The organism is Pseudomonas sp. WS 5411, from assembly GCF_012985595.1.
GTDB classification, from domain to species: Bacteria; Pseudomonadota; Gammaproteobacteria; order Pseudomonadales; family Pseudomonadaceae; genus Aquipseudomonas; species Aquipseudomonas shahriarae.
On the sequence record NZ_JAARMC010000008.1, the window covers coordinates 56,484 to 81,845 of the forward strand.

Sequence of the window (25,362 nt, forward strand, 5' to 3'; positions counted from 1 at the left end):
CAACTGATCTCCACGATATGGAAGCTGAACAGTACACATCGGACGCTGGCCCCTGGTCGGGCATTGATCATTTCGTCAATGCTCACGCCAACGCGCCAGGCACACCCGCCAATGCGATAGTCGGGATTATGTATGAGATGCCTGACAGACAAACACTCAATTCATACGCCCGTTTGATTTGGGTACGCCACCTTCAGCCAAATTCCGACAATTGTCAATCGCCCGAAAGCGCCGTAAAAACGCGACTTTTCAGTCATTTCATAACCGCCAAGGCGAATCAATGCGCAGGTATTCACCTGATCAATAATCCAAAAGAGCCAGCAAAGGCCTGTACAGCGGCGGATATCCGGCTAGGCTAGCCGCATGTGGGAACGCCGGCGCGAATGCGCGGCGCGATGAAACGCAGAATGACCGGCCTGCCTGGCCAACTCCAGCCCGATGATGATGTCGGGCTTTTTATTGCCTCAGGCCAGGGCCTTGAGTAACGCACTGATGGCCTGCAAGTCGCTGGACTCGCCCTTCTCGCCCCAGTACAGGGCGATCATCTGCTTGTCCGCCTCCACTTTGAAGACATTGGCCGGCAGCGTTGCAAAATGCGGCAACAACTTCTCGTCCACGCAGATTTCCTGCCATTGGTTGACCCACACACCTGGCTCCTGCTGCCAGTAAACCCACAGCGCGGGTTTGCTGCCGCGCCGTGGCCGACAGTACTGCGCACAGGGGCTGGGCGGCTCCTGCTTGAGCCAGTGCGGCCATTCCTGGGGCGACAGTTGCATCGCCAGGCCGATGCGTCGCGCCTCCATGCGCAGGGCCATGCGCCCGCTCTGGTGGCGCGAGGGCCGCAGCCATGCCAGAGGGCTCAAGACCACTAGAAGGATTGACACCACTATCCAGACCGTCATATGTGTACTCCCGAATTTCTAGATGAGCGGATTTGACCCCATCCGCTTGAAAGCAGCCATACTGAACTTATTGCAGTCCCCTGGAGGAACGCCTCATGACTTACCAACATATTCTGGTCGCCGTGGATCTGACCGAAGAGTGCGATCCGGTGATCAAGCGCGCCGTGGCCATTGCCGGTGATACCGTGAAGCTGTCCCTGGTGCATATCGTCGAACCCATGGCCATGGCCTTTGGCGGCGACGTACCGATGGACCTTTCGCAACTGCAACAGCAGCAATTCGACCAGGCCAAGGAGCGCCTGGACCGACTGATTGCCAAGTATCCCGCACTGAAAAAAGACCAAAGCCACCTGACTTACGGCCAGCCACGCCAGGAAATCCATCATCTGGCCAAGGAACAGAACTGCGACCTGATCGTGGTCGGCAGCCATGGTCGCCACGGCTTGGCGTTGCTGCTGGGCTCGACCGCCAACGACGTATTGCACGGCGCACCGTGCGACGTACTGGCAGTGAAGCTGGTAAAAAGCTCGTAAGAGCACTGCACATCAAATGTAGGAGCTGGCTTACCTGCGATAGCAGCCTGTCAGCTGATACAGCTGGTGGCTGGCAGACCGCTATCGCCGGCAAGCCAGCTCCTACCTGTTGAAGTGCATTTCGTATAAAAAAACCGGTACTCGTAAGAGCACCGGTTTTTTATTGCCGCTGAATCAATCAGGCATCCAGCTCGGCCCAACGCTCAACCAAGACTTCCAGCTCCTGGTTCAGCTTCTCCAGGGACTCGATGACCTTGGCCGTTTCTGCCGCCGGACGCAGGTAGAAGCCCGCGTCAGCCATGTCGGCCTCCACTGCAGCAATCTGCTTTTCCTTGGCTTCGATCTCACCCGGCAGGGCTTCGAGCTCACGCTGCAGCTTGTAGCTGAGCTTCTTCTTGGCAGCCGGCGCGGCTTCCTGAACCGGCGCAACAGCAGCCGGTGCAACCACAGCAGAGTTCAAGTCGGCCTTGCCAGACTTGCTCTCGGTCACGCCCAGCAGGCGCGGCGAGCCGCCCTGGCGCAGCCAGTCCTGGTAACCACCGACGTATTCGCGCACCTTGCCTTCACCTTCGAAGACCAGGGTGCTGGTGACCACGTTGTCGAGGAATGCCCGGTCGTGGCTGACCATCAGTACGGTGCCGTTGAAGGTCAGCAGGACCTCTTCCAGCAACTCCAGCGTTTCCACGTCGAGGTCGTTGGTCGGTTCGTCGAGCACCAGCAGGTTGGCCGGTTTGCTGAACAACTTGGCCAGCAGCAGGCGCGCACGCTCGCCGCCAGACAACGCCTTGACCGGCGTGCGCGCACGTTGCGGGCTGAACAGGAAGTCGCCCAGGTAGCTCAACACGTGGCGGCTCTGGCCGTCGATGTCGATAAAGTCGCGGCCTTCGGCGACGTTGTCGATCACGGTCTTTTCCAGGTCCAACTGGTGGCGCAACTGGTCGAAGTAGGCCACGTCGATGCGCGTCCCCTCTTCCACGGTGCCGCTGGTCGGTTGCAGACCGCTGAGCATCAGCTTGAGCAGGGTGGTCTTGCCGGTACCGTTGGCACCCAGCAGGCCGATGCGGTCGCCGCGCTGCAGGACCATGGAGAAGTCTTTGATCAGGAACGGGCCATCCGGGTGATGGAAGCTGACGTTCTCCAGGACCATCACCTGCTTGCCCGACTTGTCGGCGGTATCGAGCTGGATATTGGCCTTGCCAGTGCGCTCGCGACGTTCGCTGCGCTCCACACGCAAGGCTTTCAGGGCCCGTACACGGCCTTCGTTACGGGTGCGGCGGGCCTTGATGCCCTGGCGGATCCACACTTCTTCCTGGGCCAGCTTCTTGTCGAACAGCGCGTTGGCGGTTTCTTCAGCGGCCAGGGTGGCTTCTTTGTGCACCAGGAAGCTGGCGTAGTCGCCGTTCCAGTCGATCAGGCCGCCGCGATCCAGCTCGAGGATGCGCGTGGCGAGGTTCTGCAGGAAAGAACGGTCGTGCGTGATGAACAGCACGGCGCCCTGGAAGTCTTTGAGGGCTTCTTCAAGCCAGGCAATCGCGCCGATGTCCAGGTGGTTGGTTGGTTCGTCGAGCAGCAGCAGGTCCGGCTCGGAAACCAGAGCCTGGGCCAGCAGCACACGGCGACGCCAGCCGCCGGACAATTCGGCGAGGGTCTTGTCGGCCGGCAGTTGCAGGCGGCTCAGGGTGCTGTCGACCAATTGCTGCAAGCGCCAGCCATCACGGGCTTCGAGGTCTTGCTGGACGTGCATCAGTTTGTCCAGGTCGGCATCGGTGACGCAGTTCTGCGCCAGGTGATGGTATTCGGCAAGCAATGCGCCCACACCGTCGAGGCCTTCAGCAACCACGTCGAACACGGTCCGTTCGTCGGCCACCGGCAATTCTTGCGGCAATTCGCCGATCTTCAGGCCCGGGGCGCGCCACACGGAGCCGTCATCGGGCTTCTGGTCGCCTTTTACCAGCTTCATCATGCTGGACTTGCCGGTGCCGTTGCGGCCGATGATGCACACCCGCTCACCACGGGCGATCTGCCAGGACACCTTGTCCAACAACGGCATAGCGCCGAAAGCAAGGGACACATCGCTGAATTTGAGCAGGGTCATACGCTTCTCCAAAAACCGGGCGCGCATTCTACCTGAATTGGGGGGTGAAGCGGCCGGCATTTTCGTGCCCGACACGTTCTGTAGGACATTTCTTGAGAACTTCAGCGAAGCAGCCAGCAAAGCTTTCACCGGCTGTAGGCAAAAGGCTAAGCTAGGGGTAATCAGTGTCGGCGGCGCCGGCACTAGTCCTGATTTCTTTGCACGGACGTCTCATGCGCAGTCGCCTTTTCAGCTTTTTATCTTGCCTGCTTCTTTCCTCCACCGCCGTCCAGACCGCCCAGGCCGTGGACCTGACCACCCAACGCCAATATTACGACCAAGCCAAGCGCGCCCTGGCCAAAGGTGACACCGGGCCGTACATGCAATACAGCCAGGCCCTGGCCGACTATCCGCTGACGCCTTACCTGGCCTATGACGAACTGACCGCCCGCCTGAAGTCCGCGAGCAACCAGGAAATCGAACAGTTCCTGGCCAAACATGGCGACCTGCCCCAGGCCAACTGGATGAAACTGCGCTGGTTGCGCTGGCTGGCCGAGCGTGGCGATTGGCAGACCTTTGAAAAGTACTACGACGCCAAGCTCAATTTCACCGAACTGGACTGCCTCCACGGCCAATACCAGTTGAGCCACAACCTCAAGGCCGAAGGCTACAAGACCGCCGAAGCCCTGTGGATGACCGGTAAATCCCAACCCGCCGCCTGCGATGCCACCTTTGGCCAATGGGCCGCCGCCGGGCAATTGACCGAACAGAAAATCTGGGACCGCACCAAGCTGGCCGCCGAAGCCCGTAACTATGCGCTGGCCAACAGCCTGGTGAAAACCTTGCCCACCCTCGGCGCCCAGGGCCGCTTGATGGTGGATGTGGCGCAAAAGCCCGCCATGCTCAGCGACCCATCACGCTTCCTGCCGGCCACCGAGGCCATGTCCGACGCCGTTGGCCTGGGCTTGCGCCGCCTGGCGCGCCAGGATCCGGAACAAGCCATGGCCCTGCTGGATGGGTATGCCAGCAGCATGCATTTCTCCCGTGACGAAAAAGTCTCCATCGCCCGGGAAATCGGCCTGACCCTGGCGCGCCGCTACGACCCGCGCGCCCTGGATGTGATGACCAAATACGACCCGGAGTTGCGTGACAACACCGTCTCCGAATGGCGCCTGCGCCTGCTGCTGCGCCTGGCCCGCTGGGAAGATGCCTACCAGTTGACCCGCAAGCTGCCCCAGGACCTGGCCACCACCAACCGCTGGCGCTACTGGCAGGCCCGCGCCCTGGAACTGGCCGAGCCGAAGAACCCCCATGCACTGGTGCTGTACAAGGGCCTGGCAAAGGAGCGGGATTTTTATGGTTTCCTTGCCGCGGATCGCTCCCAGGCCCCGTATCAACTCAATAATCAGCCGCTGGTCATGAGCCAGGTGCTGGTCAACAAGGTGCGCAATACCCCGGGTGTACGCCGCGCCCTGGAATTTTATGCCCGTGGCCAGATCGTCGACGGCCGCCGCGAGTGGTATCACGTCAGCCGCCACTTCAACCGTGACGAAATGGTTGCCCAAGCCAAGCTTGCCTACGACATGAAGTGGTACTTCCCGGCGATCCGCACCATCAGCCAGGCCAAGTACTGGGACGACCTGGATATCCGTTTCCCCATGGCCCACCGCGACACTCTGGTGCGTGAAGCCAAGGTCCGTGGCCTGCATTCGAGCTGGGTGTTTGCCATTACCCGTCAGGAAAGCGCGTTTATGGATGACGCCCGCTCCGGCGTCGGCGCCAGCGGCCTGATGCAACTGATGCCCGCCACCGCCAAGGAAACCGCGCGCAAGTTCAGCATCCCGCTGGCGTCACCGCAGCAGGTGCTGGATCCGGACAAGAATATCCAACTCGGCGCCGCCTACCTGAGCCAGGTGCACAGCCAGTTCAACGGCAACCGCGTGCTCGCCTCCGCGGCCTACAACGCCGGCCCTGGCCGCGTACGCCAATGGCTGCGCGGCGCCGACCACCTGAGTTTCGACGTGTGGGTGGAGAGCATCCCGTTCGACGAAACCCGCCAGTATGTGCAGAACGTGCTGTCTTATTCGGTGATCTACGGGCAGAAGCTCAACTCGCCACAGCCGCTGGTGGACTGGCACGAACGTTATTTTGATGACCAGTAACAGCCGGTAGATGCTGCCCGCTTGAAGCTGCAAGTGCCCGCGTTGTGAGACGCGGGCATTTTTTTAGGGTTCGTCGTGGCCATCGCTGAATTGCAGGGCCGCCAGCCGCGCATACAGCGGGTTGCTGGCAATCAGCTGCTGATGGGTGCCCACTGCGACCAATTTCCCTTGATCCATCACCGCAATCCGGTCGGCGTTTTTTACCGTGGCCAGGCGGTGGGCGATCACCAGGGTGGTACGCCCCTGCATCAGTTGCGGCAACGCCTGCTGGATAAGATGCTCGCTCTGCGCGTCCAGGGCGCTGGTGGCCTCGTCCAGCAACAGAATGGGCGCATCCACCAGCAAGGCCCGGGCAATGGCCAGACGTTGGCGCTGACCGCCGGAAAGGCCCAAGCCGCCATCCCCCAGATGGGTCTGGTATCCGTCAGGCATTTGCAGGATGAAATCGTGGGCATGGGCAATGCGCGCCGCTTCTTCGACCTGGGCAAAACTGGCCTGCGGGTTGCCGTAGCGGATGTTGTCTTCGACGCTGCCAAAAAACAGCGCCGGGCTCTGGGACACCAAGGCAAAGCAGCGGCGCAGGTCCAGCGGGTCGAGATCGGTCAGCGGCTGGCCTTCGAGCAGCACCTGCCCCTGCTGCGGGTCATAGAAACGCAACAGCAAGTCGAACAGGGTGGACTTACCCGCCCCGGACGGGCCGACCAGAGCCAGGGTTTCGCCGGCCTTGACGCTCAGGTTCAGGCCTTCGATGGCATAGCGGTCGGGACGCGAGGGGTAGGAGAAATACAGGTCTTGCAGCTCCAGACGGCCACTGACCCGTTGCGGCAACTTGATCGCGCCAGTCGCCGGCGCCTGGATGTCATTGCTCGACTGCAACAGCTCGGCAATCCGCTCCGCCGCCCCGGCTGCCCGTTGCAACTCGCCGATCACTTCGCTCAAGGTGCCAAAGGCGCTGCCGACGATCAGGCTGTAGAACACAAAGGCCGCCAGCTCACCGCCGGAGATGCGCCCGGCAATCACATCCATGCCGCCCACCCACAGCATCACGCCGACGGCACCCAGCACTAGCACAATCACCAGGGTGATCAGCCAGGCACGCTGGACGATGCGTTTGCGCGCCGTGGTGAACGCCTCCTCCACCGTCCGCGCGAAGCGCTGCTCATCCTGCACCTGATGGTTGTAGGCCTGCACGGTCTTGATCTGGCCCAGGGTCTCGGACACGTAGCTGCCGACGTCGGCAATCCGGTCCTGGCTCTGGCGCGACAAACTGCGCACGCGGCGACCGAAGATCAGGATCGGCGCCAGCACCAGCGGCAGCGCCACCACCACAATGCTGGTGAGCTTGGGGTTGGTGATAAACAGCAACACAATCCCGCCGATCACCATCAACGCGTTGCGCAGGAACAGCGACAAGGATGAGCCGATCACCGATTGCAGCAATGTGGTGTCGGCGGTCAAGCGCGACTGGATTTCCGAGCTGCGGTTGTGCTCGTAGAACCCCGGATGCAGGTAGATCAGGTGGTTGAACACCAGCCGACGAATGTCCGCCACCACCCGCTCGCCGATCCACGACACCAGGTAAAAGCGCGCAAACGTGCCCACCGCCAGGCCCAGCACGAGGATCATGAACAGGCCGATGGACTGGTTGAGCAGGTGCGGCGATTGGGTCATAAAGCCCTGGTCCACCAACAGGCGAATGCCCTGGCCCATGGACAAGGTAATGCCTGCGGTGACGATCAGCGCGAGCAAGGCGCCGACGGCCTGCCAGCGATAGGGGGCAATAAAGCGGGTGGCCAGGCGAATGGCGCGGCGTTGACGGGCTGAAAGCATGGAAAGCATCACCTGAGGAAGACAACCCCAAGCCTACACTGCAATCGGATTGAACTTGGGCAAATCACAATGAGTCAGGTTAATTATGCCCGGCAAGACTAGGCCCTAGAGGCTATCGGTCTAAACTCCGGCTGGAAATCCAGCGTGATTTCTGCTGGAGTGGGCATTCGATCCGTCGACGGGCCATGGAGTTGTAACAGCTCGGTCACGCGGGGGAATTAGAGTAGGTACACAACCTGATGAGGAGACAGGCCATGTCCTTGCAAACCAGCAGCACTGACAAAGTTGAAGTAATCCGCCAGCCACAGCAGTTGCCTTGCTCGTACATCGATGCACAAGGCCGTGAAGTGCAGATTACCGAAGAGATGATCCAGGGCGCCTGCGCCGAACTGGAGCAGAAACTGGTCAAGCCTGCCCAGCAAGGCTGATACGCCCCAGCTCTTTCAGACCCGGCCCAGGTGGCCGGGTTTTTTATGCCTGCGCTATGTCGATCAGCAAAGGCTTGCGCCCAAGCTGGTGACGAGGGTCTGCAAGGCTGCCGACTCACCGCTGATCCGCACCTTCAAGCCGTCAATCTCGCGGCGGTCCGGGTAGTGCTTGCGCAGCAGGTCGAACGCCTTGCGCTGCTCCTCCACAGTGCCCACGAGGCTGCGGCGGAAATCTGCATCATCGCGCCGCGGGTCGTAGACGCTGCGGCACAGCGTCGCCAGGGCCCAGGCCGGGTCGGTGCTGGCATTGAGGTTAACCTCCGCCAGCCAAGGCTCAGGCAGCAAGTCACTCAACTGAATGCTCGCCGGCTGCCCAAGGTGCGCGCACAGCGCCTGGTAGATCTGCGCCGTGCCGCGCTGCTTGCCGTCCAGGCTGTAGCCGGCGATATGCGGGGTCGCCAGCACGCACAACTCGGCCAGCTCGACATCCACTTCGGGCTCGCCTTCCCACACATCCAGCACCGCCTGCAGGTCTTCGCGGTCCAGCAACACCTCGCGCAGCGCCGCGTTATCCACCACCGGGCCGCGGCTGGCGTTGATCAGCCAGGTACCCGGCTGCAACTGCTCCAGGCGCTGGCGATCCAGCAGGTGCCAGGTCGAGCCACTGCCGGATTTTTTCAGCGGGGTGTGCAGGCTGATCACATCACATTGCTCGATGATCTGTTCCAGGCTGACGTAATCACCGTCTTCGGCGACCTGGCGTGGCGGATCGCAGACCAGCACTTTCCAACCCAGGCCCTTGAGCACCTTGACCAGGCGCCCGCCCACTTCACCGGCACCGACGATGCCATACGTCCGCTGGTTCAGGTCTGCGCCCTCGATTTCAGCCAGGGTCAACAGGCTCCCCAGCACATAATCCACCACCCCCCGGGCGTTGCAACCCGGCGCGCTGGACCATTGGATACCGGCCCGCTGAAAGTAATCGAGGTCCAGGTGATCGGTGCCGATGGTGCAGGTGCCGACGAACCGTACCGGCGTGCCTTCCAGCAGCGCGCGGTTGACGTTGGTCACCGAGCGCACCAGCAGCACATCGGCCTGTTCAATGGCGGCGCGGTCAATGGCCCGACCGGGCACGCGGCGGATCTCGCCAAACCCTTCGAAGAACGCATCGAGCAGCGGGATATTTTCGTCGGCAACAATCAGCATGGCAGGCTCCTTTGGCGGACCCGCAGTGTACAGGCACCAGCCTGCGGCGCGTTTACAAATCCGCTACACAGGTATTTTCCTGACCCATCCGTCAAGGCGTAGAATGCGCCGTCCTGAGTTCTCCCTTATCGGACATCTGTACGTGAACACTGCCACCACAACCCTCTCCCGCCCTGCCCGCGTTCGCCGGGAAGTCCACAGCCTGCTGGCGCTGGCCCTGCCGATCATGATCGGGCAACTGGCAACCACCGCCATGGGTTTTGTCGATGCGGTGATGGCCGGGCGCGTCAGTGCGCGAGACCTGGCGGCAGTGGCCCTGGGCAACTCCATCTGGATTCCGGTGTATCTGTTGATGACCGGCACCTTGCTGGCCACCACCCCAAAAGTCGCGCAGCGCTTTGGCGCCGGCAGCCACGCCGAGATCGGCCCGCTGGTGCGCCAGGCGTTGTGGTTGGCGCTGGTGGTGGGAGGCACCGCGTCATTGCTGCTGATCAGTGCCGAACCGATCCTGCATGCGATGAACGTCGATCCCGAGCTGATCGCCCCCTGCATGGGCTACCTGCACGGCATCGCGGCGGGCATGCCGGCGGTGGCGCTGTACTACGTGCTGCGCTGCTTCAGTGACGGCCTGGGCCGCACGCGCCCAAGCATGCTCCTTGGCCTGGGCGGGCTGGCGTTGAATATTCCGCTGAACTACGTGTTCATCTATGGCCATTTCGGTGTGCCGGCCATGGGCGGCGTGGGCTGCGGCTGGGCCACCGGGATTGTGATGTGGGCAATGATGCTGGGCTTCGTCGGGTGGACCCGCTGGGCCCCGGCCTATCACGCCAGCGAGCTGTTCAAACGCTTCGACTGGCCGAAATGGTCGGTGATCAAGCGTATCCTGAGCATCGGCCTGCCGATTGGCATCGCCGTATTTGCCGAGTCGAGCATCTTTGCAGTGATCGCCCTGCTGATCGGCAGCCTGGGCGCAACCGTGGTCGCCGGGCATCAGATCGCCCTGAACTTCAGTTCCCTGGTGTTCATGATCCCCTACTCCCTGAGCATGGCCGTGACCGTGCGGGTCGGCCAGGCCCTGGGCCGTGGCGAACCCCGTGAAGCGCGCTTCGCCGCTGGCGTGGGGATGGGCACCGCACTGGCCTATGCCTGCCTATCATGCAGCCTGATGCTGTTGTTTCGCGAGCAGATCGCCACGATCTACACCGCCGACCCGCAGGTGGTCCAGGTGGCGGCGATGCTGATTGTGTTTGCGGCGCTGTTCCAGTTCTCGGATGCGATCCAGGTGACGGCCGCCGGCGCGTTGCGTGGCTACCAGGACACCCGGGTGACCATGGTCCTGACCCTGTTCGCCTATTGGGGCTTGGGCCTGCCGGTGGGTTACTTGCTGGGGCTGACCGACTGGCTGGGCCAGCCCAGCGGCCCGAGCGGCTTGTGGCAGGGCCTGATCGTCGGCCTCAGTTGCGCGGCGGCGATGCTGGTGGTGCGCCTGGCACGCAGTGCGCGCAAGCGCATCCGCACGGCGGTTTAAGCGAGCTTCTTGCGGATCCAGTACAGGTAAGTCCCCGCCTCTTCGCGCTGCTCCACCAGTTCATGGTCCAGGAACACGCAGAACTTGGGGATATCGCGGCGGGTCGAGGGATCGGTCGCGATCACCTTGAGCAGGCCGCCGGGCGCCAGGTCACGGATGTGCTGGTGCAGCATCATTACCGGCTCCGGGCAGTTGAGGCCGGTGGCGTCGAGGGTGCCGTCGACGGCAGGGTCAAAAATGTCGCTCATCACTCACTCCTACAAGGTCGTCTTTAGCGGGCCTTGGGTTTCTTTACGTCCAGGCGGCGCAGGTGGCAGGTCACTTCCTCACGGTCGTGGTACAGCTGCTTGCAACCGATTTCTACCCGGATGCCCCGCGCCTTGAAGCCTTCTTCGATGCGCTCCAGCAGGCGTTTTACTTCGGCGTAGCGCTGTTTCATCGGCAACTTGAGGTTGACCACCGCTTCGCGGCAATGCCCCTCGCCAATCCAGGTTTCCAGCAGTGCCGCGTTACGCGCCGGTTTCTCGACGATATCGCAGACCATCCAGTCCACCGGCTGCTTGGGGGTGAAGGTAAAACCATCCGCCATCAAGTGTTGCACCAGGCCGGTGTCCATCAGACTTTCGGCCATGGGGCCGTTATCAATCGCCGTCACCAGCATGCCGCGATTGACCAACTGCCAGGTCCAGCCGCCTGGCGCTGCGCCGAGGTCTACCCCGGTCATGTCGCCGTGCAGGCGCTCGTCCCACTGGTCGCGGGGGATAAAGTGGTGCCAGGCCTCTTCCAGCTTCAAGGTCGAGCGGCTGGGCGCGTCACGGGGGAATTTCAGGCGCGGGATGCCCATCGGCCACATCGCCGAGTTGTTTGACTCGGCCAGGCCCATAAACACTTCGCGACCGCTCTTGAAGGTCAGCAGCAGGCGCGGCTTGCTCGGGTCTTCGACCAGTTTGCCGGCGGCCAGCAGGGCCTTGCGCAGATGCACTTCGAATTTCTTGCAGAAGTTCGACAGTTCCTTGCCGTCGTTGGTATCGACCATCTCCAGCCACAGGCTGCCGCACACCGGAAAATCCCGCAGGTGCGCGAGGATCACGCTGATGCGGTCGGTTTCCGGCAAGTCGATGAACACCCCACGCGCCCACTGCCTTGGGAAGATCAGCTCGGCAAAGCGCTGGCCGCGCATCAGGCGCTGGGCGCCGTCTTCTTCGGTGCAGACAAATTCGGCGCAGGCGCTGCCGGTCTTGGCCTTGGCATAGCCGGAAACGTTCAGGCGCGCGGCGTGTTCCGCGATCTCGGAACAGACTTCGCCTTCAAAACCCGGGCGGCAGTGCATAAAAAGGGTGTTCATTGAATCTCCTGGCAACTGGCTTGCTCTATCGCAATGCCTGTCATGAAAACGCGCGCATGATAGCTGAGTTCGGAACCTTGGACTTGCCCATAGAGTCCAGTAATTAGCCTGCTACTGAAAACCGGGCTAGCTTATAAGCTCTGTTCGTCCCGTCAGGTCCGTAGCCGTGCGGACCATAAGGAGTCATGTAATGTCATCCGTTGATAGCCTGAGAACCCTTAAGACCCTGCAAATCGACAGCAAGACCTACCACTACTTCAGCCTGCCCGAAGCCGCCAAGAGCCTGGGAGACCTGGACAAGTTGCCGATGTCCCTCAAGGTGCTGCTGGAAAACCTGCTGCGCTGGGAGGACGACAAAACCGTCACCGGTGCCGACCTCAAGGCCCTTGCCGCCTGGCTCAAGGAGCGCCGCTCCGATCGCGAAATCCAGTACCGCCCGGCCCGGGTATTGATGCAGGACTTTACCGGCGTACCCGCCGTGGTCGACCTGGCCGCCATGCGCGCCGCCGTGGCCAAGGCCGGTGGCGATCCGCAGCGCATCAACCCGCTGTCGCCGGTGGACCTGGTGATTGACCACTCGGTGATGGTCGACAAGTTCGGCAATGCCGACGCCTTCGAGCAAAACGTCGATATCGAAATGCAGCGCAACGGCGAACGTTATGCGTTCCTGCGCTGGGGCCAGAGCGCCTTTGATAATTTCAGCGTCGTGCCGCCGGGTACCGGCATCTGTCACCAGGTCAACCTGGAGTACCTGGGCCGCACCGTGTGGACCAAGGACGAAGATGGCCGCACCTACGCCTTCCCCGACACCCTGGTGGGCACCGACTCCCACACCACCATGATCAACGGCCTCGGCGTGCTGGGCTGGGGCGTGGGCGGTATCGAGGCAGAAGCGGCGATGCTCGGCCAGCCGGTGTCTATGCTGATCCCGGAAGTGATCGGCTTCAAGCTCACCGGCAAATTGAAAGAAGGCATCACCGCCACCGACCTGGTGCTGACGGTCACGCAGATGCTGCGTAAAAAAGGCGTAGTGGGCAAGTTCGTCGAGTTCTATGGCGACGGCCTCGCCGACCTGCCCCTGGCCGACCGCGCCACCATCGCCAACATGGCCCCGGAATACGGCGCCACCTGCGGCTTTTTCCCAGTGGATGATGTGACCCTGGACTACCTGCGCCTGTCGGGCCGGCCTGCCGCCACCGTCAAGCTGGTCGAGGCCTATACCAAGGCCCAGGGCCTGTGGCGCAACGCCGGTGAAGAACCAGTGTTCACCGACAGCCTGGCCCTCGACATGGGCACTGTCGAGGCCAGCCTGGCCGGGCCGAAACGCCCACAGGACCGAGTCTCGCTGCCGGATGTGAGCCAGGCCTTCAGCGACTTCCTCGACTTGCAGTTCAAGCCTGCCAGCAAGGAAGAAGGTCGCCTGGAAAGTGAAGGCGGTGGCGGTGTTGCGGTGGGCAATGCCGACCTGGTGGGTGAAGCCGACTACGACTTCGAAGGCCAGACCTATCGCCTGAAAAACGGCGCGGTGGTGATTGCGGCCATTACTTCGTGCACCAACACCTCCAACCCGAGCGTGATGATGGCCGCCGGCCTGGTCGCGAAAAAAGCCGTGGAAAAGGGCCTGAGCCGCAAGCCCTGGGTAAAGAGCTCGCTGGCGCCCGGCTCCAAGGTGGTCACCGACTACTACAACGCCGCCGGCCTGACCCCCTACCTGGACCAACTGGGCTTCGACCTGGTGGGCTATGGCTGCACTACCTGCATCGGCAACTCCGGGCCGCTGCCTGAGCCTATCGAGAAAGCCATTCAGCAAGCCGACCTGACGGTAGCGTCGGTGCTGTCCGGCAACCGAAACTTCGAAGGCCGCGTGCACCCGCTGGTGAAAACCAACTGGCTGGCCTCGCCACCGCTGGTGGTGGCCTATGCCCTGGCCGGGACCGTGCGCATTGATATCAGCAGCGAGCCCCTGGGCACCGGCAAGGATGGCCAGCCGGTCTACCTGCGCGATATCTGGCCCAGCAGCCAGGAGATCGCCGACGCGGTGGCCCAGGTCAGCACCAGCATGTTCCACAAGGAATACGCCGAGGTGTTTGCCGGTGACGCACAGTGGCAAGCCATTGAAGTGCCGCAGGCCGCGACTTATGTGTGGCAGGAAGACTCCACCTATATCCAGCACCCGCCGTTCTTCGATGACATCGCCGGGCCGCTGCCGGTGATCAAGGATGTGCAGGGCGCCAATATCCTGGCCCTGCTTGGCGACTCGGTGACCACCGACCACATCTCCCCTGCCGGCAATATCAAGGCCGACAGCCCTGCCGGACGCTACCTGCGCGAACAGGGTGTGGAACCGCGGGACTTCAACTCCTACGGCTCGCGCCGCGGCAACCATGAAGTGATGATGCGCGGCACCTTCGCCAACATCCGCATCCGCAACGAAATGCTCGGCGGCGAAGAAGGGGGCAACACCCTCTACATTCCTACCGGCGAGAAGATGCCGATCTACGATGCGGCCATGAAATACCAGGCATCCGGCACGCCATTGGTGGTGATCGCCGGCCAGGAATACGGCACCGGCTCCAGCCGCGACTGGGCCGCCAAGGGCACCAACTTGCTGGGGGTCAAGGCGGTGATCGCCGAGAGCTTCGAGCGCATCCACCGCTCCAACCTGGTGGGCATGGGCGTGCTGCCGTTGCAGTTCAAGCTGGACCAGAACCGCAAGGCCCTGCAGCTGACCGGCAAGGAGAAGATCGACATCCTCGGCCTGACCCATGCCGAGATCGAGCCACGCATGAACCTGACGCTGGTGATTACCCGCGAAGATGGCCGTAGCGAGAAGGTCGAGGTGCTGTGCCGGATCGACACCCTCAATGAAGTTGAATACTTCAAGGCGGGCGGGATTCTGCACTATGTATTGCGTCAGCTGATCGCTTCATAACGCGTCAAGCCATACAAAACACCGCCTTCGGGCGGTGTTTTCATTTTTGCCTCCAGGTACCGCCGCTATAATACGCACCCGTTGCAAGAACCGGCTTGCCGGTTCCTGCAAAAGCAATTGCGTCATTTTTAACGTCACAAGGATTTTCAATGCCCGCTTTACCCTGGCTATACCTGGCACTTCTATCCATCGGCTATGCACTGGCCCTGGCCTACGGGCAACTGGGTTTACTGGCCCTGGTGTCCATCGGCCTATTGCTGGTGGCAGGTTACGCCGTGCGCCAACAACACGTCCCATGGGCGCGCTACCTTGGCCATGGCTTGTTTATCGTGCTGGCCCTGGGCCTGGCGATGCACTGGCTGCCCGGTTTCTACAACGGTCGCGGCATCGACCCGCAGCGCTTCAGCGCCGATGCCGTGCCCTTCTCGATGTACCTGAACCAGGACAAACCGTTGATTGGTTTCTGGCTGCTGCTGGTCTGCCCGTGGATCGTCGCTCGCCGCCCGTTGCGCCTGTCGATCTATGCCACGGCCCTGGCCTTGACCCTGACCACCATCGCCGCCCTCGGCGGGGCGATGCTTCTGGGCATTATCAGTTGGGCGCCCAAATGGCCGGACCAGGCCTGGCTCTGGGTGTTGAACAACCTGTTACTGGTGACCCTGGTTGAGGAAGCACTGTTTCGCGGCTATATCCAGGGCGGCCTGAGCCGGCGCTTCAAGCAACTGCCTTATGGCGAAAACCTCGCCTTGCTGCTGGCCTCGCTGCTGTTTGGCCTGGTGCATGTGGGCGCGGGTTGGCAATGGGTGCTGCTGGCCAGTATCGCCGGCGCGGGGTACGGCCTGGCCTACCGCTTCGGCGGCCTGGGCGCAGCGATTGCCACACACTTTGGCTTGAACCTGCTGCATTTCGGGCTGTTTACCTACCCGATGCTGGCGGGCTGAGCCGCCACTCTGCACTGAACACAAAGCCGCCTTCGGGCGGCTTTTGTGTGTTCGGGGTTCGATAAAACCTAGCCGTACGGTCAGTGGTCGCACCTACCCCCGTTCGGCAGAATGCCTAGGAGCTTTCGTACTCACCCAACCAGCAGAGCTTTCAATTGCCGGGACTGCGATGAGGGAACCCACGCCTGTGTGTCAGGTACCCAATAAGAACCCACGCCCATGCCTCTCAAGACCCTGTCCATCTTCGGCACTCGTCCGGAGGCCATAAAAATGGCGCCGCTGGCGATCCAACTGGCAGCTGATGCCGATTTCGACGCAAGAATCTGTGTCACCGCGCAGCATCGCGAGATGCTGGACCAAGTGCTTGAGCTGTTTGAGCTGGTGCCTGATTACGACCTGAACATCATGAAGGCAGGCCAAAACCTGACGGATGTGACCACGGCCATCATCCAGGGACTGCAGGCGGTGCTGGATGACTTCAAACCGGATGTGATCCTGGTTCACGGCGACACCGCCACCACCTTCGCCGCCAGCCTGGCGGCCTATTACCGGCAGATCCCGATTGCCCACATTGAAGCCGGGCTGCGCACCAACGACCTGTATTCGCCCTGGCCGGAAGAAGGCAATCGGCGCCTGACCGGCAGCCTGGCGACGATCCACTTTGCGCCCACGCAAACATCCCGGCAAAACCTGCTCAATGAAGGCGTAGCCCCGGACAGCATCCATGTCACGGGCAACACCGTGATTGATGCGCTGCTCAGTACGGTGGAGAAACTGGTGCCGATCCGCGCCAGGCTTGATCGGCAGTTTGCCTTCCTGCCCCTGGGGCAACGCATGGTGCTGGTGACGGGTCATCGCCGCGAGAACTTTGGCGAAGGTCTGGAGCGTATCTGCCAGGCCCTGGCTCACAGCGCCCGGTGCTTTCCGGACGTGGCCTTTGTTTACCCCGTGCACCTGAACCCCAACGTACAGCAGCCGGTGAAACGTCTGCTGGCGGGGATCGACAACGTGTACCTGATCGCCCCCCAGGATTACTTGCCCTTCGTGTACCTGATGACCCGCGCCCACCTGATCCTGACCGATTCGGGCGGCATCCAGGAAGAAGCACCCGCCCTGGGCAAGCCGGTGCTGGTGATGCGCGAGACCACAGAGCGCCCCGAAGCGGTCGCGGCAGGCACCGTCAGGCTGGTAGGCACCGACATCGGTTGCATCACCCATCACCTCAACCAATTGCTGGAGAACGAAGCCGAGTATCGGCAAATGAGCATCGCCCATAACCCTTATGGCGACGGTAACGCTTGCCTGCGTATTCGGGCAGCGCTACTGGACCTTCCACAAAAAAACGAGGCCGCCGCATGAGTGTCGAGAAGATTTGCGTCATCGGCCTGGGCTACATCGGCCTGCCAACCGCAGCCATTTTTGCCTCGCGCAAAAAACAGGTGGTCGGCGTGGATATCAACCCGCGCACCGTGGACATCATCAATCGCGGGGCCGTGCATATTGTCGAGCCCGGGCTGGAGCTGCTGGTTCACGCGGTGATCACCCAAGGCTACCTGCGGGCAACCACCAAGGTGGAACCTGCGCAGGCGTTCCTGATCGCCGTCCCCACGCCATTCAAGGACAACCATGAGCCCGACCTGAGCTATATCCGGGCAGCGGTCGAAGCCCTGGCCCCGGCGCTGAAAAAACGCGACCTGGTCATCCTCGAGTCCACTTCCCCGGTGGGCACCACCGAGCGCATGGCCCAGTGGCTTGCCCGGGCGCGCCCCGACCTGACCTTCCCGGCAACCCACGGCGAAGCCAGCGATATCCGCATCGCCCACTGCCCGGAGCGTGTGTTGCCGGGCCATGTACTACGCGAACTGGTGAGCAATGATCGGATCATCGGCGGCCTGACGCCGGCCTGTTCGGCCGCTGCTGCCCAGTTGTACCAGACGTTCGTCGAAGGCCAGTGCCTTGTGACCGACGCGCGTACGGCAGAAATGTGCAAGCTCACGGAAAACAGCTTTCGCGACGTCAATATTGCCTTCGCCAATGAGCTGTCAATGATCTGCGCACAGTTGAGGATCAACCCTTGGGAGCTGATTCGCCTGGCCAACCATCACCCGCGGGTGAACATCCTCCAGCCAGGTCCGGGTGTGGGCGGGCACTGCATTGCCGTCGATCCGTGGTTCATCGTCAGCCAGACCCCGGAACTGGCGCGCCTGATCCGTACGGCCCGCGAGGTCAATGAGTATAAGCCGCAGTGGGTGATCCAACAGGTCAAGCTGGCGTTGGCCACGCTGCTGCTCAAGCGTACCGACCTGCAGGCAGGCAGCGTACGGATCGCCTGCTATGGCCTGGCGTTCAAGGCCGATATCGACGACCTGCGTGAAAGCCCCGCCCTGGGTATCGCCCGGCAACTGGGCAAGGAGCTGGGGGTAAAACTGCTGCTGGTAGAACCGAACATCGAGGGGCTGCCCGCCGACATGGCGATGCACGCGCTGACCGATACCACCGACGCCCTCGAGCGGGCGCAGATTCATGTCGTGCTGGTCAGGCATCGCGAATTCATGTCGATGCCCGCCCTGCGCGATGGCCTTCTGGTGATTGATGCTGCCGGCGTGCTGGCGGCTTGAGAACGAATCAAGGATGAATGCGATGGAACGCGCCTTACACAAGCAACTGCGCCAGAACCTTGAGGAGCAACGCGCGAACAGCGAACAATTGCAGGCGGCCCTCACCCGCGCTCTTGAGCAGATCGCCACGCTTGACGACAGCCTGAACAGTGCCAATGCCAAGCGCCACCTGGCAGAACAGCGGCTGATCAAGACTCGCGCCAGCCTCACCTATCAATTGGGCTACCAGTTGAAGACCGGCACCCGCTCGCTGGGCGCATTGCTGCGCCTGCCGGCGATCTTGTTCAGGCTGTACCGGCAAGCCCGTAGGAACCGCCCGATTTGCACCCCCACAAAGGTTGAGCATGTACGGCAGTCGCTGCCTGCCACCGCGCCGGTTATCGCGACCCCCGCGCCCCGCCCGCTGGCAGAGGCCGAGCATGTCCACCGCCATCTGCTGCCAGGCGCCCAGGAGAATGCCAAACAATTAAGAATGGCCTGCGTGATGGACGCATTTACCTACGATGCCTACCGCCATGAATGCCAGTTGCTGCAACTGACCCCGACCCGCTACCTGGCGGAACTCGAAGCGTTCCAACCCGAACTGCTGTTTATCGAGTCGGCATGGCGCGGCCAGGATGACGTGTGGCGCAACAAGGTGGGGCACAATTGCGAAGAGCTGCGGGGCGTCGTGCAGTGGTGCAGGGAACACCACGTGCCTACAGTGTTCTGGAACAAGGAAGACCCCGTGCACTACGACACCTTCCTGAATACGGCCAAGCAATTCGACTTTGTATTCACCACCGATATCGACTGCATTCACCGCTATAAAGGCGCACTGGGACACGACCGCGTCTACCTGCTGCCCTTTGCCTGCCAGCCGGCGGTGCACAACCCGATTGAGCTGTATGAACGCAAGGACGGGTTCTGCTTTGCCGGTTCCTACTACGTCCGTTATCCCGATCGGATCCGCGACCTCGTCAACCTCATCAGTGAACTGTCACGTTTGCGCCCCTTGGAGATCTACGACCGCAACCTCGGTAAACAAGACTCCAACTATCAGTTCCCTGTGGAGTATCAACCTTACATCGTGGGGACCTTGAGAGCCGATCAAATGGCCCTGGCCTACAAAGGCTATCGCTACGGGATCAATCTCAACTCGGTCAAGCAATCCCAGTCGATGTTTGCGCGACGCGTCTTCGAGCTGCTGGGCTCCAACACCCTGACTGTCAGCAATTTCTCCCGCGGCCTGCGCATGCTGTTGGGGGATCTGGTTATCGCCACCGACAACAGTTCGCACATGCTCAACCAGCTCAAGACACTGGCGGACAACCCGCAATACAGCGCCAAACTGCGCCTGGCCGGCTTGCGCAAGGTGATGCAGGAACACACCTACGCTCATCGCTTGCGGTATGTCATGGCCAAAGTCACCGGCACGCCTCAAGACGATCCCTTGCCCACGATCTGCATCATCGCCAACGCGGTCAACAACGCCGAGCTGCTGGCACTGACCCGGCACCTGCAGCGCCAGCGCTACAGCAATATCCTCATGACGGTAGTGGTGCACTCGGGGGCAACCGCTACGGACCCACGCTTGCGCCTGATCAGCCGCAAGCAATTGAACGCCATTACCGTGGCTGAACTGGCCAACGGCGCAGCCTGGGTGGGCGGGATGCTCGCCGAGGACTATTACGGCCCCCACTACTTACTCGACCTGGCCCTGGCCACGCGCTACAGCCAGACCAGCGTGATCGGCAAGGTGGCACACTACGCAGCCGACGAGCATGGCATCCATCTACAGAACGCAGGGCAAGACTACCGTTGCAGCAGTGCCATCGCCGCCCGTTGCGCACTGATCAAACCCTCGTCGCTGGCCGGGCAAACTGCCTGCGCCTGGCTCCACGCCCTGCCCTCCCTCGAGTACCGAAACCCTCTGGCCCTGGCAACCGATGCCTTCAACTACTGTAAAAATGCGGCTGGCGCCAACCCACAGCACGTCAGCGCCGTGGTGGATGATGTTGAGGTGGCTAGCGGTATCACCCTCGACACACTGCAACGTCACGCAGAAACCATCCCCCCGCTGCAAGTGAGTGTCAGCACGCCGTACATCAGCGGCGAAGCCTTGGCAAAGCTGTTTGCCCCACTAGGCAGTAGGTTGCTGCAAGCCGAGGTCGACGCAGGTACCTGGCACATCTGTTCAACCCTCGCGGACGGTCGGCATGAATACCACTATGCCCGGCAGGAACTGCCCGTGGACCAACTGGCTAGCAGCGCTCCCCTGAAGCTGTTCCTCGATGCCACCCCAGGCCTGAATATTCAGTTGGTCATCCTGTTTCTAGATGCGCAGAAACAACGCATCAGCCATCAGCTGCACACGGCTAATTGCAACCTGAGCTGTGATGTCCCCCCCGAAACGGCCTGCGTGCGCCTGGGGATCCGCGCTTACGCAAGTGGCAGCACAACAATCAAGGCGCTGGTCCTGGGCCATCGCGATACGCAGCCATCGACCCTACTCGGCAAAGCCGGGCACTTGCTGCTGAGCAACCATTACCCGGCCTATGACGACCTGTACCGGAACGGCTTTTTGCATACCCGTGTGAGCGCGTATCAAGCGCAAGGGCTAGCGGTGGATGTGTTCCGCCTGCGGCCAAATGAGCCGGTCAGTTACCAAGAGTTTGAAAACGTCGATGTCATCACCGGCTCCCAGGCAGCCCTGGCAAACATGCTCGGGTCGGGGTCATACCAATCGGTGCTGGTGCACTTCCTGGATCCGCAGATGTGGGAGGTGTTGCGCAAGCACGCCCTCCCCACAATTGTCTGGGTCCATGGCTCCGAAATCCAGCCATGGTGGCGGCGGGCGCACAACTACCTCAGCGCAGAACAACAGCAACTGGGCACACTTGAAAGCGAGCGGCGCTTGGGTTTCTGGCGCAACCTGTTGAACCCCATGCCGGCCCATTTGCAACTGGTGTTCGTCTCCCATCACTTTGCCGAGGAAGTCATGGAAGACCTGGGTTTTCGCTTACCCAAAAACCAGTACCGGATCATTCACAACCCGATTAATACCCAGTTGTTTTCCTATCAGGAAAAACCGCCTGAACAACGCAAGAAAATCCTCTCGATCCGCCCCTATGTATCGCGCACTTATGCCAATGACCTGAGTGTCAAGGCCATCCAGTTGCTGGCGCAAAAACCCTGGTTCAGTGAACTGCAATTTCGCCTGATCGGGGACGGGCCTTTATTTGAGGAAACATTGGCCCCCCTGCGCCAATACGCGAATGTGCGGATTGACAAGGGTTACTTGAAACAATCCGAAATCGCCGAACTACATAAAGACTATGGGGTGTTCCTGTGCCCCAGTCGCATGGACACCCAGGGTGTTTCTCGCGACGAGGCAATGGCCTCGGGCTTAGTGCCGATTACTAATCGAGTCGGCGCAATACCGGAGTTTGTCGATGATGAATGTGGTTTTCTCGCGGCCCCAGAGAGCTTCATCGAGCTGAGCGACGCCATTGAAACCCTGTTCCTGAACCCCCGCACGTTCCAGGAAAAGTCCCTGCGCGCCAGACAACGGGTGGTTATGCAAAGTGACACGCTGCAGATATCACAGGCTGAACTCAACCTCATACGAGACTCAAATGACCATCGAGAAAGCGTCGACATTACAGATCACCCTGCTATCGACTCTGGGCTGGTGCATGTCATTGGCTCGTAAATTCATGCGAGTCACTCCGACCGCCACCTTCACCGCCCATACCGCCCACTTCTGCGCGCAAGGCCTATTGATCGTGACCTTCCTGTTGCCGATCAAAATACTCATCCTGTTGGGCTCCGAGTCGATACCCGAGTATTTACCCCCGGCCCTCAAGTCATTCAGCAAGCCCTGGCTGATTATCGGCCTTAGTTTATTGACCGCTCTGTTTTATGGCTTGTACTTACTGTCCGAGCTGATTGCGTCGCGCTATTCCAGAACAGGCGCCTACCAACTGATGAAGCACAACCAAAAGTCCCACAGCTTGAGTCATCAGCGACCGTTGGCGGTACTGGCGTTTTCCAGGTTCACCCGAGGTTTGTCAGCGGCCAGCTTCGTGACAATTACCCTCAGCGCACTCCTTTACATCTACCCCGCGTTACTGACCATTGCCCTTACTTACATTGCGGTCGTCACGACACTGATCATCGTTTTATACAACCGCAAAGACCGCATCCGTTCAATTGTGCAGCGCCACCATCATGCGCTGCTCAATGCCCTGTCCTCCCTGGGTTTCCTGGGAACATTTGCCTTTATGGTCATGGACTTTCTGTACATGACCCCTACCCCCATCTATATCGCCCTTATCTCGTTGATTCTGGTCCGGCAAAGTCTCGCCCGGCTCAAGTCGATGATTGAGGACGCTATTTATCTGAAAAACCATCAGCAGAAAATCAATGCCCTGTTCTTCGCCCATTGATTCTCAACTAGCCGAACAGGAGAGGGTTCCCGTGACTCGTATTGCCATGCTCGTATGGAACGAATTCCGCAATGACGCCCGGGTATTAAAACAAGCCCAGACCCTTCAGTCGGCTGGCTATCTAGTCACGGTATTCGCGCTGCATACTCCCGGCGTGACCCGTAGTAAGGAAACCCTCATGGATGGCACCCGGGTAGTTCGGGTCGCACGACGTCCGTTATGGCGATGGCGCCGTGTCAAAGCGCAACAATCACCGAGCGCGTCGGCTGCTGGCACCCCAATGACCATCCTGCGCGTGGTTGCCCGGCTGTGGACCCATATCGGCCTGATAGCGCGCATTGCCGGGCACCGCGCCACGGTGATCCATGCCCATGACGTCAATACCCTGCCCAGCGCCTGGCTCGCCGCCCGGCTCAGTGGCGCCAAGCTGGTGTACGACGCCCATGAGCTCAGCACCAGCCGCGAAGGTTACGGGCGCTACCGCAAGTGGGTAGCGCTGATCGAGCGCACGCTGATGCCCAGGACTGACGGCAACATCACCACCACCGAGACGCGGGCGAAGTTCTTTGCCCGGGCATACGCGATTGCCCGCCCGCAGGTGCTGCAGAATCGCCCCCGGTTCAGCAACAACCCGCCGACGCAACGGATCCGCAACGAACTGGGGCTGTTGCAGCCCTGGCCGATCATCGTTTATCAGGGAGGATTGCAGCAGGGACGCGGGCTGGAACGGCTGTTGCGGGTAGCGGCAAGGGTACCGGATGCCTATTTCGTGCTGATCGGCGGCGGCAAGCTCTGCGTGCCGTTAATGACGTTATGCAATGAACTGGGCCTGGCCGAACGGGTGCATTTTATCCCGGTGGTGCCCCTGGCGGATTTGCCCAGCTACACCGCGTCGGCCGACATTGGTGTGCAACCCATCGAAAACACCTGCCTGAACCACTTCACCACCGACTCCAACAAATTGTTCGAGTACGTGATCGCCGGGCTGCCGGTGATCGCCACGGACTTCCCGGAAATTCGCCGGATTGTCAGAGCCCATGACATCGGGCTGCTGGTACCGGCGGGTGACGACGTGCAACTGCAAACAGCCCTCACCCGCCTGCTGGGTGATCCCGCGTTACGCCGCAGGTATGCCGGCAATACCCTGATTGCCGCCAGATATTTGAACTGGGAACAGCAAGAAGCCGAACTGGTGGGGCTGTACCACCGGTTGGCAGGCAAGGACCAGGGCCATCCATGACCATACGAATTCTGCTACTGAGCTTCTATTACCCGCCTGACCTGGCGGCATTTCGGGTCGAAGCGATGGTTGAGGCCCTGCTGGCGCACCCGGGCGACGAGGTGCAGATCGACTTGCTCACCACTCATCCCAACCGCTATGCCACCTCTTGCACGGTAGACAGCGATGCCCAACAGCGGCCAGGGCTTTGTATTACGCGCATAGCCCTGCCCAAGCACCCCAGGAACTTCCGCGATCAGGCCTGGGGGTTTGTTGCCTATGCCCATGGGGTGCGCAAAGCGATAAAGGGCAAAGAGTACGACTTGATCCTCGCCTCCTCCTCGCGGCTGATGACCGCCGCCCTGGCGGCGTCTATCGCCAGCGCACGCAAGACGCCACTCTATCTGGATATCCGCGATATTTTCGTCGATGTATTGCCCGATCTATTCCCCGGCGTTATAGGCAAGTGCCTGGCCCGGCTGTTTTACGTGGTCGAACGGCTTACGATAAACCAGGCATCGCGGATCAACCTGGTGTCACCGGGGTTTCTCAGTTACTTCGTCGAGCGCTACCCGCATAAGACGTTTTCCACCTTCACCAATGGCATTGACGCCCTCTTCTGCCAGCCAGCACTCCCACAGGACACCCCCTGGGCACCTGCCGATCGCCTGAAAATTGTCTATGCCGGCAATATCGGCGCAGGCCAGGGCCTGGAAAAAATCATCCCGCAGTTGGCTGAACGCTTGGCTGACAGGGCGCGCTTCTACGTGATCGGCCATGGCGGCACGCTACAAAAGTTGCGGGATGAACTGCAAAGCCGGCAGATCACGAATGTCGAACTGATTGCACCGACACCCCGCGCCCAACTCATCACTCACTATGACCAGGCTGATGTGCTTTTTTTGCACCTCAATACATTCAAGGCGTTCCTCAAGGTCATTCCTTCCAAGTTGTTCGAATACGCCGCCACCGGCAAGCCGATCCTGGCAGGCCTGGAAGGCTACTCAAAACACTTCGCCACTACCCATATCGCCAACGCTTCGGTGTTTGCCCCGGCAGATGTGGAGTCCGCCATCGCCGCACTGGCTCGACTCAAGCTCGAGCCCACCGACCGCTCGGCATTCGTTCGCGATTACGCACGGACCACCATCCACCAGCGCATGGCGATGGACATCCTGGGCACCCGATAGAAACCCGCTGATTATTGCAAAAAT

At 61.1% G+C, this 25,362-nt stretch carries 19 protein-coding genes; 13 read left to right on the plus strand and 6 right to left on the minus strand.

Going from position 1 to position 25,362, the window contains the following annotated elements; genetic code table 11:
* The first annotated feature begins 17 nt into the window (after positions 1-17).
* Complete coding sequence (locus HBR93_RS13900; protein ID WP_157717225.1) at positions 18-359, plus strand: hypothetical protein; 342 nt, start codon at positions 18-20, stop codon at positions 357-359.
* Positions 360-464: 105 nt separating this feature from the next.
* Here the strand turns inward: HBR93_RS13900 and HBR93_RS13905 are convergent, their stop codons facing one another.
* Entirely contained in the window at positions 465-902 is a 438-nt protein-coding gene (locus HBR93_RS13905; protein WP_057438518.1) for a hypothetical protein, read from the minus strand.
* A gap of 95 nt (positions 903-997) precedes the next feature.
* Between HBR93_RS13905 and HBR93_RS13910 the strand changes: the two genes are divergently transcribed.
* Complete coding sequence (locus HBR93_RS13910; protein WP_057438517.1) at positions 998-1,435, plus strand: universal stress protein; 438 nt, start codon at positions 998-1,000, stop codon at positions 1,433-1,435.
* A gap of 178 nt (positions 1,436-1,613) precedes the next feature.
* On the opposite strand, the gene HBR93_RS13915 is transcribed toward HBR93_RS13910, so the two are convergent.
* Positions 1,614-3,530, minus strand: coding sequence for an ATP-binding cassette domain-containing protein (locus tag HBR93_RS13915; RefSeq protein WP_057960300.1), 1,917 nt, complete (start codon positions 3,528-3,530; stop codon positions 1,614-1,616).
* 212 nt (positions 3,531-3,742) lie between these two features.
* Between HBR93_RS13915 and HBR93_RS13920 the strand changes: the two genes are divergently transcribed.
* Positions 3,743-5,671: a transglycosylase SLT domain-containing protein gene (locus HBR93_RS13920; protein ID WP_169960506.1), complete on the plus strand. Its 1,929-nt coding sequence runs from the start codon at positions 3,743-3,745 to the stop codon at positions 5,669-5,671.
* 63 nt (positions 5,672-5,734) lie between these two features.
* On the opposite strand, the gene HBR93_RS13925 is transcribed toward HBR93_RS13920, so the two are convergent.
* On the minus strand, positions 5,735-7,510 hold the full coding sequence (locus HBR93_RS13925) for an ABC transporter transmembrane domain-containing protein (protein ID WP_164844806.1): 1,776 nt from the start codon (positions 7,508-7,510) through the stop codon (positions 5,735-5,737).
* A gap of 245 nt (positions 7,511-7,755) precedes the next feature.
* Here HBR93_RS13925 and HBR93_RS13930 point away from each other — a divergent pair, with 245 nt between their 5' ends.
* The gene (locus HBR93_RS13930) at positions 7,756-7,929 is read left to right on the plus strand and encodes a PA1571 family protein (RefSeq protein ID WP_032863322.1); all 174 of its coding nucleotides are present in this window, start codon (positions 7,756-7,758) and stop codon (positions 7,927-7,929) included.
* 63 nt (positions 7,930-7,992) lie between these two features.
* Here the strand turns inward: HBR93_RS13930 and pdxB are convergent, their stop codons facing one another.
* The gene (gene pdxB / locus HBR93_RS13935) at positions 7,993-9,135 is read right to left on the minus strand and encodes a 4-phosphoerythronate dehydrogenase PdxB (protein WP_057438514.1); all 1,143 of its coding nucleotides are present in this window, start codon (positions 9,133-9,135) and stop codon (positions 7,993-7,995) included.
* A gap of 142 nt (positions 9,136-9,277) precedes the next feature.
* On the opposite strand from pdxB, the gene HBR93_RS13940 reads away from it, so the two are divergent.
* A complete protein-coding gene (locus HBR93_RS13940; RefSeq protein WP_057438638.1) occupies positions 9,278-10,663 on the plus strand; it encodes an MATE family efflux transporter in 1,386 nt (461 codons plus the stop codon).
* Here the strand turns inward: HBR93_RS13940 and tusA are convergent.
* Both tusA and rlmM read right to left on the minus strand, forming a co-directional pair.
* Positions 10,660-10,911 (minus strand): sulfurtransferase TusA, encoded by a 252-nt coding sequence (gene tusA, locus HBR93_RS13945; RefSeq protein WP_057438513.1) that lies wholly within the window; start codon positions 10,909-10,911, stop codon positions 10,660-10,662. The genes HBR93_RS13940 and tusA overlap by 4 nt on opposite strands.
* 23 nt (positions 10,912-10,934) lie before the next feature.
* On the minus strand, positions 10,935-12,008 hold the full coding sequence (gene rlmM / locus HBR93_RS13950) for a 23S rRNA (cytidine(2498)-2'-O)-methyltransferase RlmM (protein ID WP_029300064.1): 1,074 nt from the start codon (positions 12,006-12,008) through the stop codon (positions 10,935-10,937).
* A 190-nt stretch (positions 12,009-12,198) separates the two neighbouring features.
* Here rlmM and acnA point away from each other — a divergent pair, with 190 nt between their 5' ends.
* From acnA to HBR93_RS13990, 8 genes are all read left to right on the plus strand, one after another.
* A complete protein-coding gene (acnA, locus tag HBR93_RS13955; RefSeq protein WP_057960305.1) occupies positions 12,199-14,940 on the plus strand; it encodes an aconitate hydratase AcnA in 2,742 nt (913 codons plus the stop codon).
* A gap of 149 nt (positions 14,941-15,089) precedes the next feature.
* The gene (locus HBR93_RS13960) at positions 15,090-15,881 is read left to right on the plus strand and encodes a CPBP family intramembrane glutamic endopeptidase (protein ID WP_169960507.1); all 792 of its coding nucleotides are present in this window, start codon (positions 15,090-15,092) and stop codon (positions 15,879-15,881) included.
* 219 nt (positions 15,882-16,100) lie between these two features.
* Positions 16,101-17,240 (plus strand): UDP-N-acetylglucosamine 2-epimerase (non-hydrolyzing), encoded by a 1,140-nt coding sequence (wecB, locus tag HBR93_RS13965; protein ID WP_169960508.1) that lies wholly within the window; start codon positions 16,101-16,103, stop codon positions 17,238-17,240.
* Positions 17,237-18,499 (plus strand): UDP-N-acetyl-D-mannosamine dehydrogenase, encoded by a 1,263-nt coding sequence (gene wecC / locus HBR93_RS13970; protein ID WP_057438511.1) that lies wholly within the window; start codon positions 17,237-17,239, stop codon positions 18,497-18,499. Before wecB ends, wecC begins: the two co-directional genes overlap by 4 nt.
* Positions 18,500-18,521: 22 nt before the next feature.
* Positions 18,522-22,193: a glycosyltransferase gene (locus HBR93_RS13975; RefSeq protein ID WP_169960509.1), complete on the plus strand. Its 3,672-nt coding sequence runs from the start codon at positions 18,522-18,524 to the stop codon at positions 22,191-22,193.
* Positions 22,117-22,929 (plus strand): hypothetical protein, encoded by an 813-nt coding sequence (locus HBR93_RS13980; RefSeq protein ID WP_169960510.1) that lies wholly within the window; start codon positions 22,117-22,119, stop codon positions 22,927-22,929. Before HBR93_RS13975 ends, HBR93_RS13980 begins: the two co-directional genes overlap by 77 nt.
* A gap of 31 nt (positions 22,930-22,960) precedes the next feature.
* Positions 22,961-24,169 (plus strand): glycosyltransferase family 4 protein, encoded by a 1,209-nt coding sequence (locus HBR93_RS13985; RefSeq protein WP_346266849.1) that lies wholly within the window; start codon positions 22,961-22,963, stop codon positions 24,167-24,169.
* Positions 24,166-25,338: a glycosyltransferase family 4 protein gene (locus HBR93_RS13990; RefSeq protein ID WP_169960511.1), complete on the plus strand. Its 1,173-nt coding sequence runs from the start codon at positions 24,166-24,168 to the stop codon at positions 25,336-25,338. The genes HBR93_RS13985 and HBR93_RS13990 overlap by 4 nt, the downstream gene beginning before the upstream one ends.
* Positions 25,339-25,362: the final 24 nt, after the last annotated feature.

What these genes read in the sequence shown, in the direction of transcription:
- HBR93_RS13900 (WP_157717225.1), top strand. Translation starts at nt 18, where the DNA reads ATGGAAGCTGAACAGTACACATCGGACGCTGGCCCCTGGTCGGGCATT.
- HBR93_RS13905 (WP_057438518.1), bottom strand. Translation starts at nt 902, where the DNA reads ATGACGGTCTGGATAGTGGTGTCAATCCTTCTAGTGGTCTTGAGCCCT.
- HBR93_RS13910 (WP_057438517.1), top strand. Translation starts at nt 998, where the DNA reads ATGACTTACCAACATATTCTGGTCGCCGTGGATCTGACCGAAGAGTGC.
- HBR93_RS13915 (WP_057960300.1), bottom strand. Translation starts at nt 3,530, where the DNA reads ATGACCCTGCTCAAATTCAGCGATGTGTCCCTTGCTTTCGGCGCTATG.
- HBR93_RS13920 (WP_169960506.1), top strand. Translation starts at nt 3,743, where the DNA reads ATGCGCAGTCGCCTTTTCAGCTTTTTATCTTGCCTGCTTCTTTCCTCC.
- HBR93_RS13925 (WP_164844806.1), bottom strand. Translation starts at nt 7,510, where the DNA reads ATGCTTTCCATGCTTTCAGCCCGTCAACGCCGCGCCATTCGCCTGGCC.
- HBR93_RS13930 (WP_032863322.1), top strand. Translation starts at nt 7,756, where the DNA reads ATGTCCTTGCAAACCAGCAGCACTGACAAAGTTGAAGTAATCCGCCAG.
- pdxB (WP_057438514.1), bottom strand. Translation starts at nt 9,135, where the DNA reads ATGCTGATTGTTGCCGACGAAAATATCCCGCTGCTCGATGCGTTCTTC.
- tusA (WP_057438513.1), bottom strand. Translation starts at nt 10,911, where the DNA reads ATGAGCGACATTTTTGACCCTGCCGTCGACGGCACCCTCGACGCCACC.
- rlmM (WP_029300064.1), bottom strand. Translation starts at nt 12,008, where the DNA reads ATGAACACCCTTTTTATGCACTGCCGCCCGGGTTTTGAAGGCGAAGTC.
- acnA (WP_057960305.1), top strand. Translation starts at nt 12,199, where the DNA reads ATGTCATCCGTTGATAGCCTGAGAACCCTTAAGACCCTGCAAATCGAC.
- HBR93_RS13960 (WP_169960507.1), top strand. Translation starts at nt 15,090, where the DNA reads ATGCCCGCTTTACCCTGGCTATACCTGGCACTTCTATCCATCGGCTAT.
- wecB (WP_169960508.1), top strand. Translation starts at nt 16,101, where the DNA reads ATGCCTCTCAAGACCCTGTCCATCTTCGGCACTCGTCCGGAGGCCATA.
- wecC (WP_057438511.1), top strand. Translation starts at nt 17,237, where the DNA reads ATGAGTGTCGAGAAGATTTGCGTCATCGGCCTGGGCTACATCGGCCTG.
- HBR93_RS13975 (WP_169960509.1), top strand. Translation starts at nt 18,522, where the DNA reads ATGGAACGCGCCTTACACAAGCAACTGCGCCAGAACCTTGAGGAGCAA.
- HBR93_RS13980 (WP_169960510.1), top strand. Translation starts at nt 22,117, where the DNA reads ATGACCATCGAGAAAGCGTCGACATTACAGATCACCCTGCTATCGACT.
- HBR93_RS13990 (WP_169960511.1), top strand. Translation starts at nt 24,166, where the DNA reads ATGACCATACGAATTCTGCTACTGAGCTTCTATTACCCGCCTGACCTG.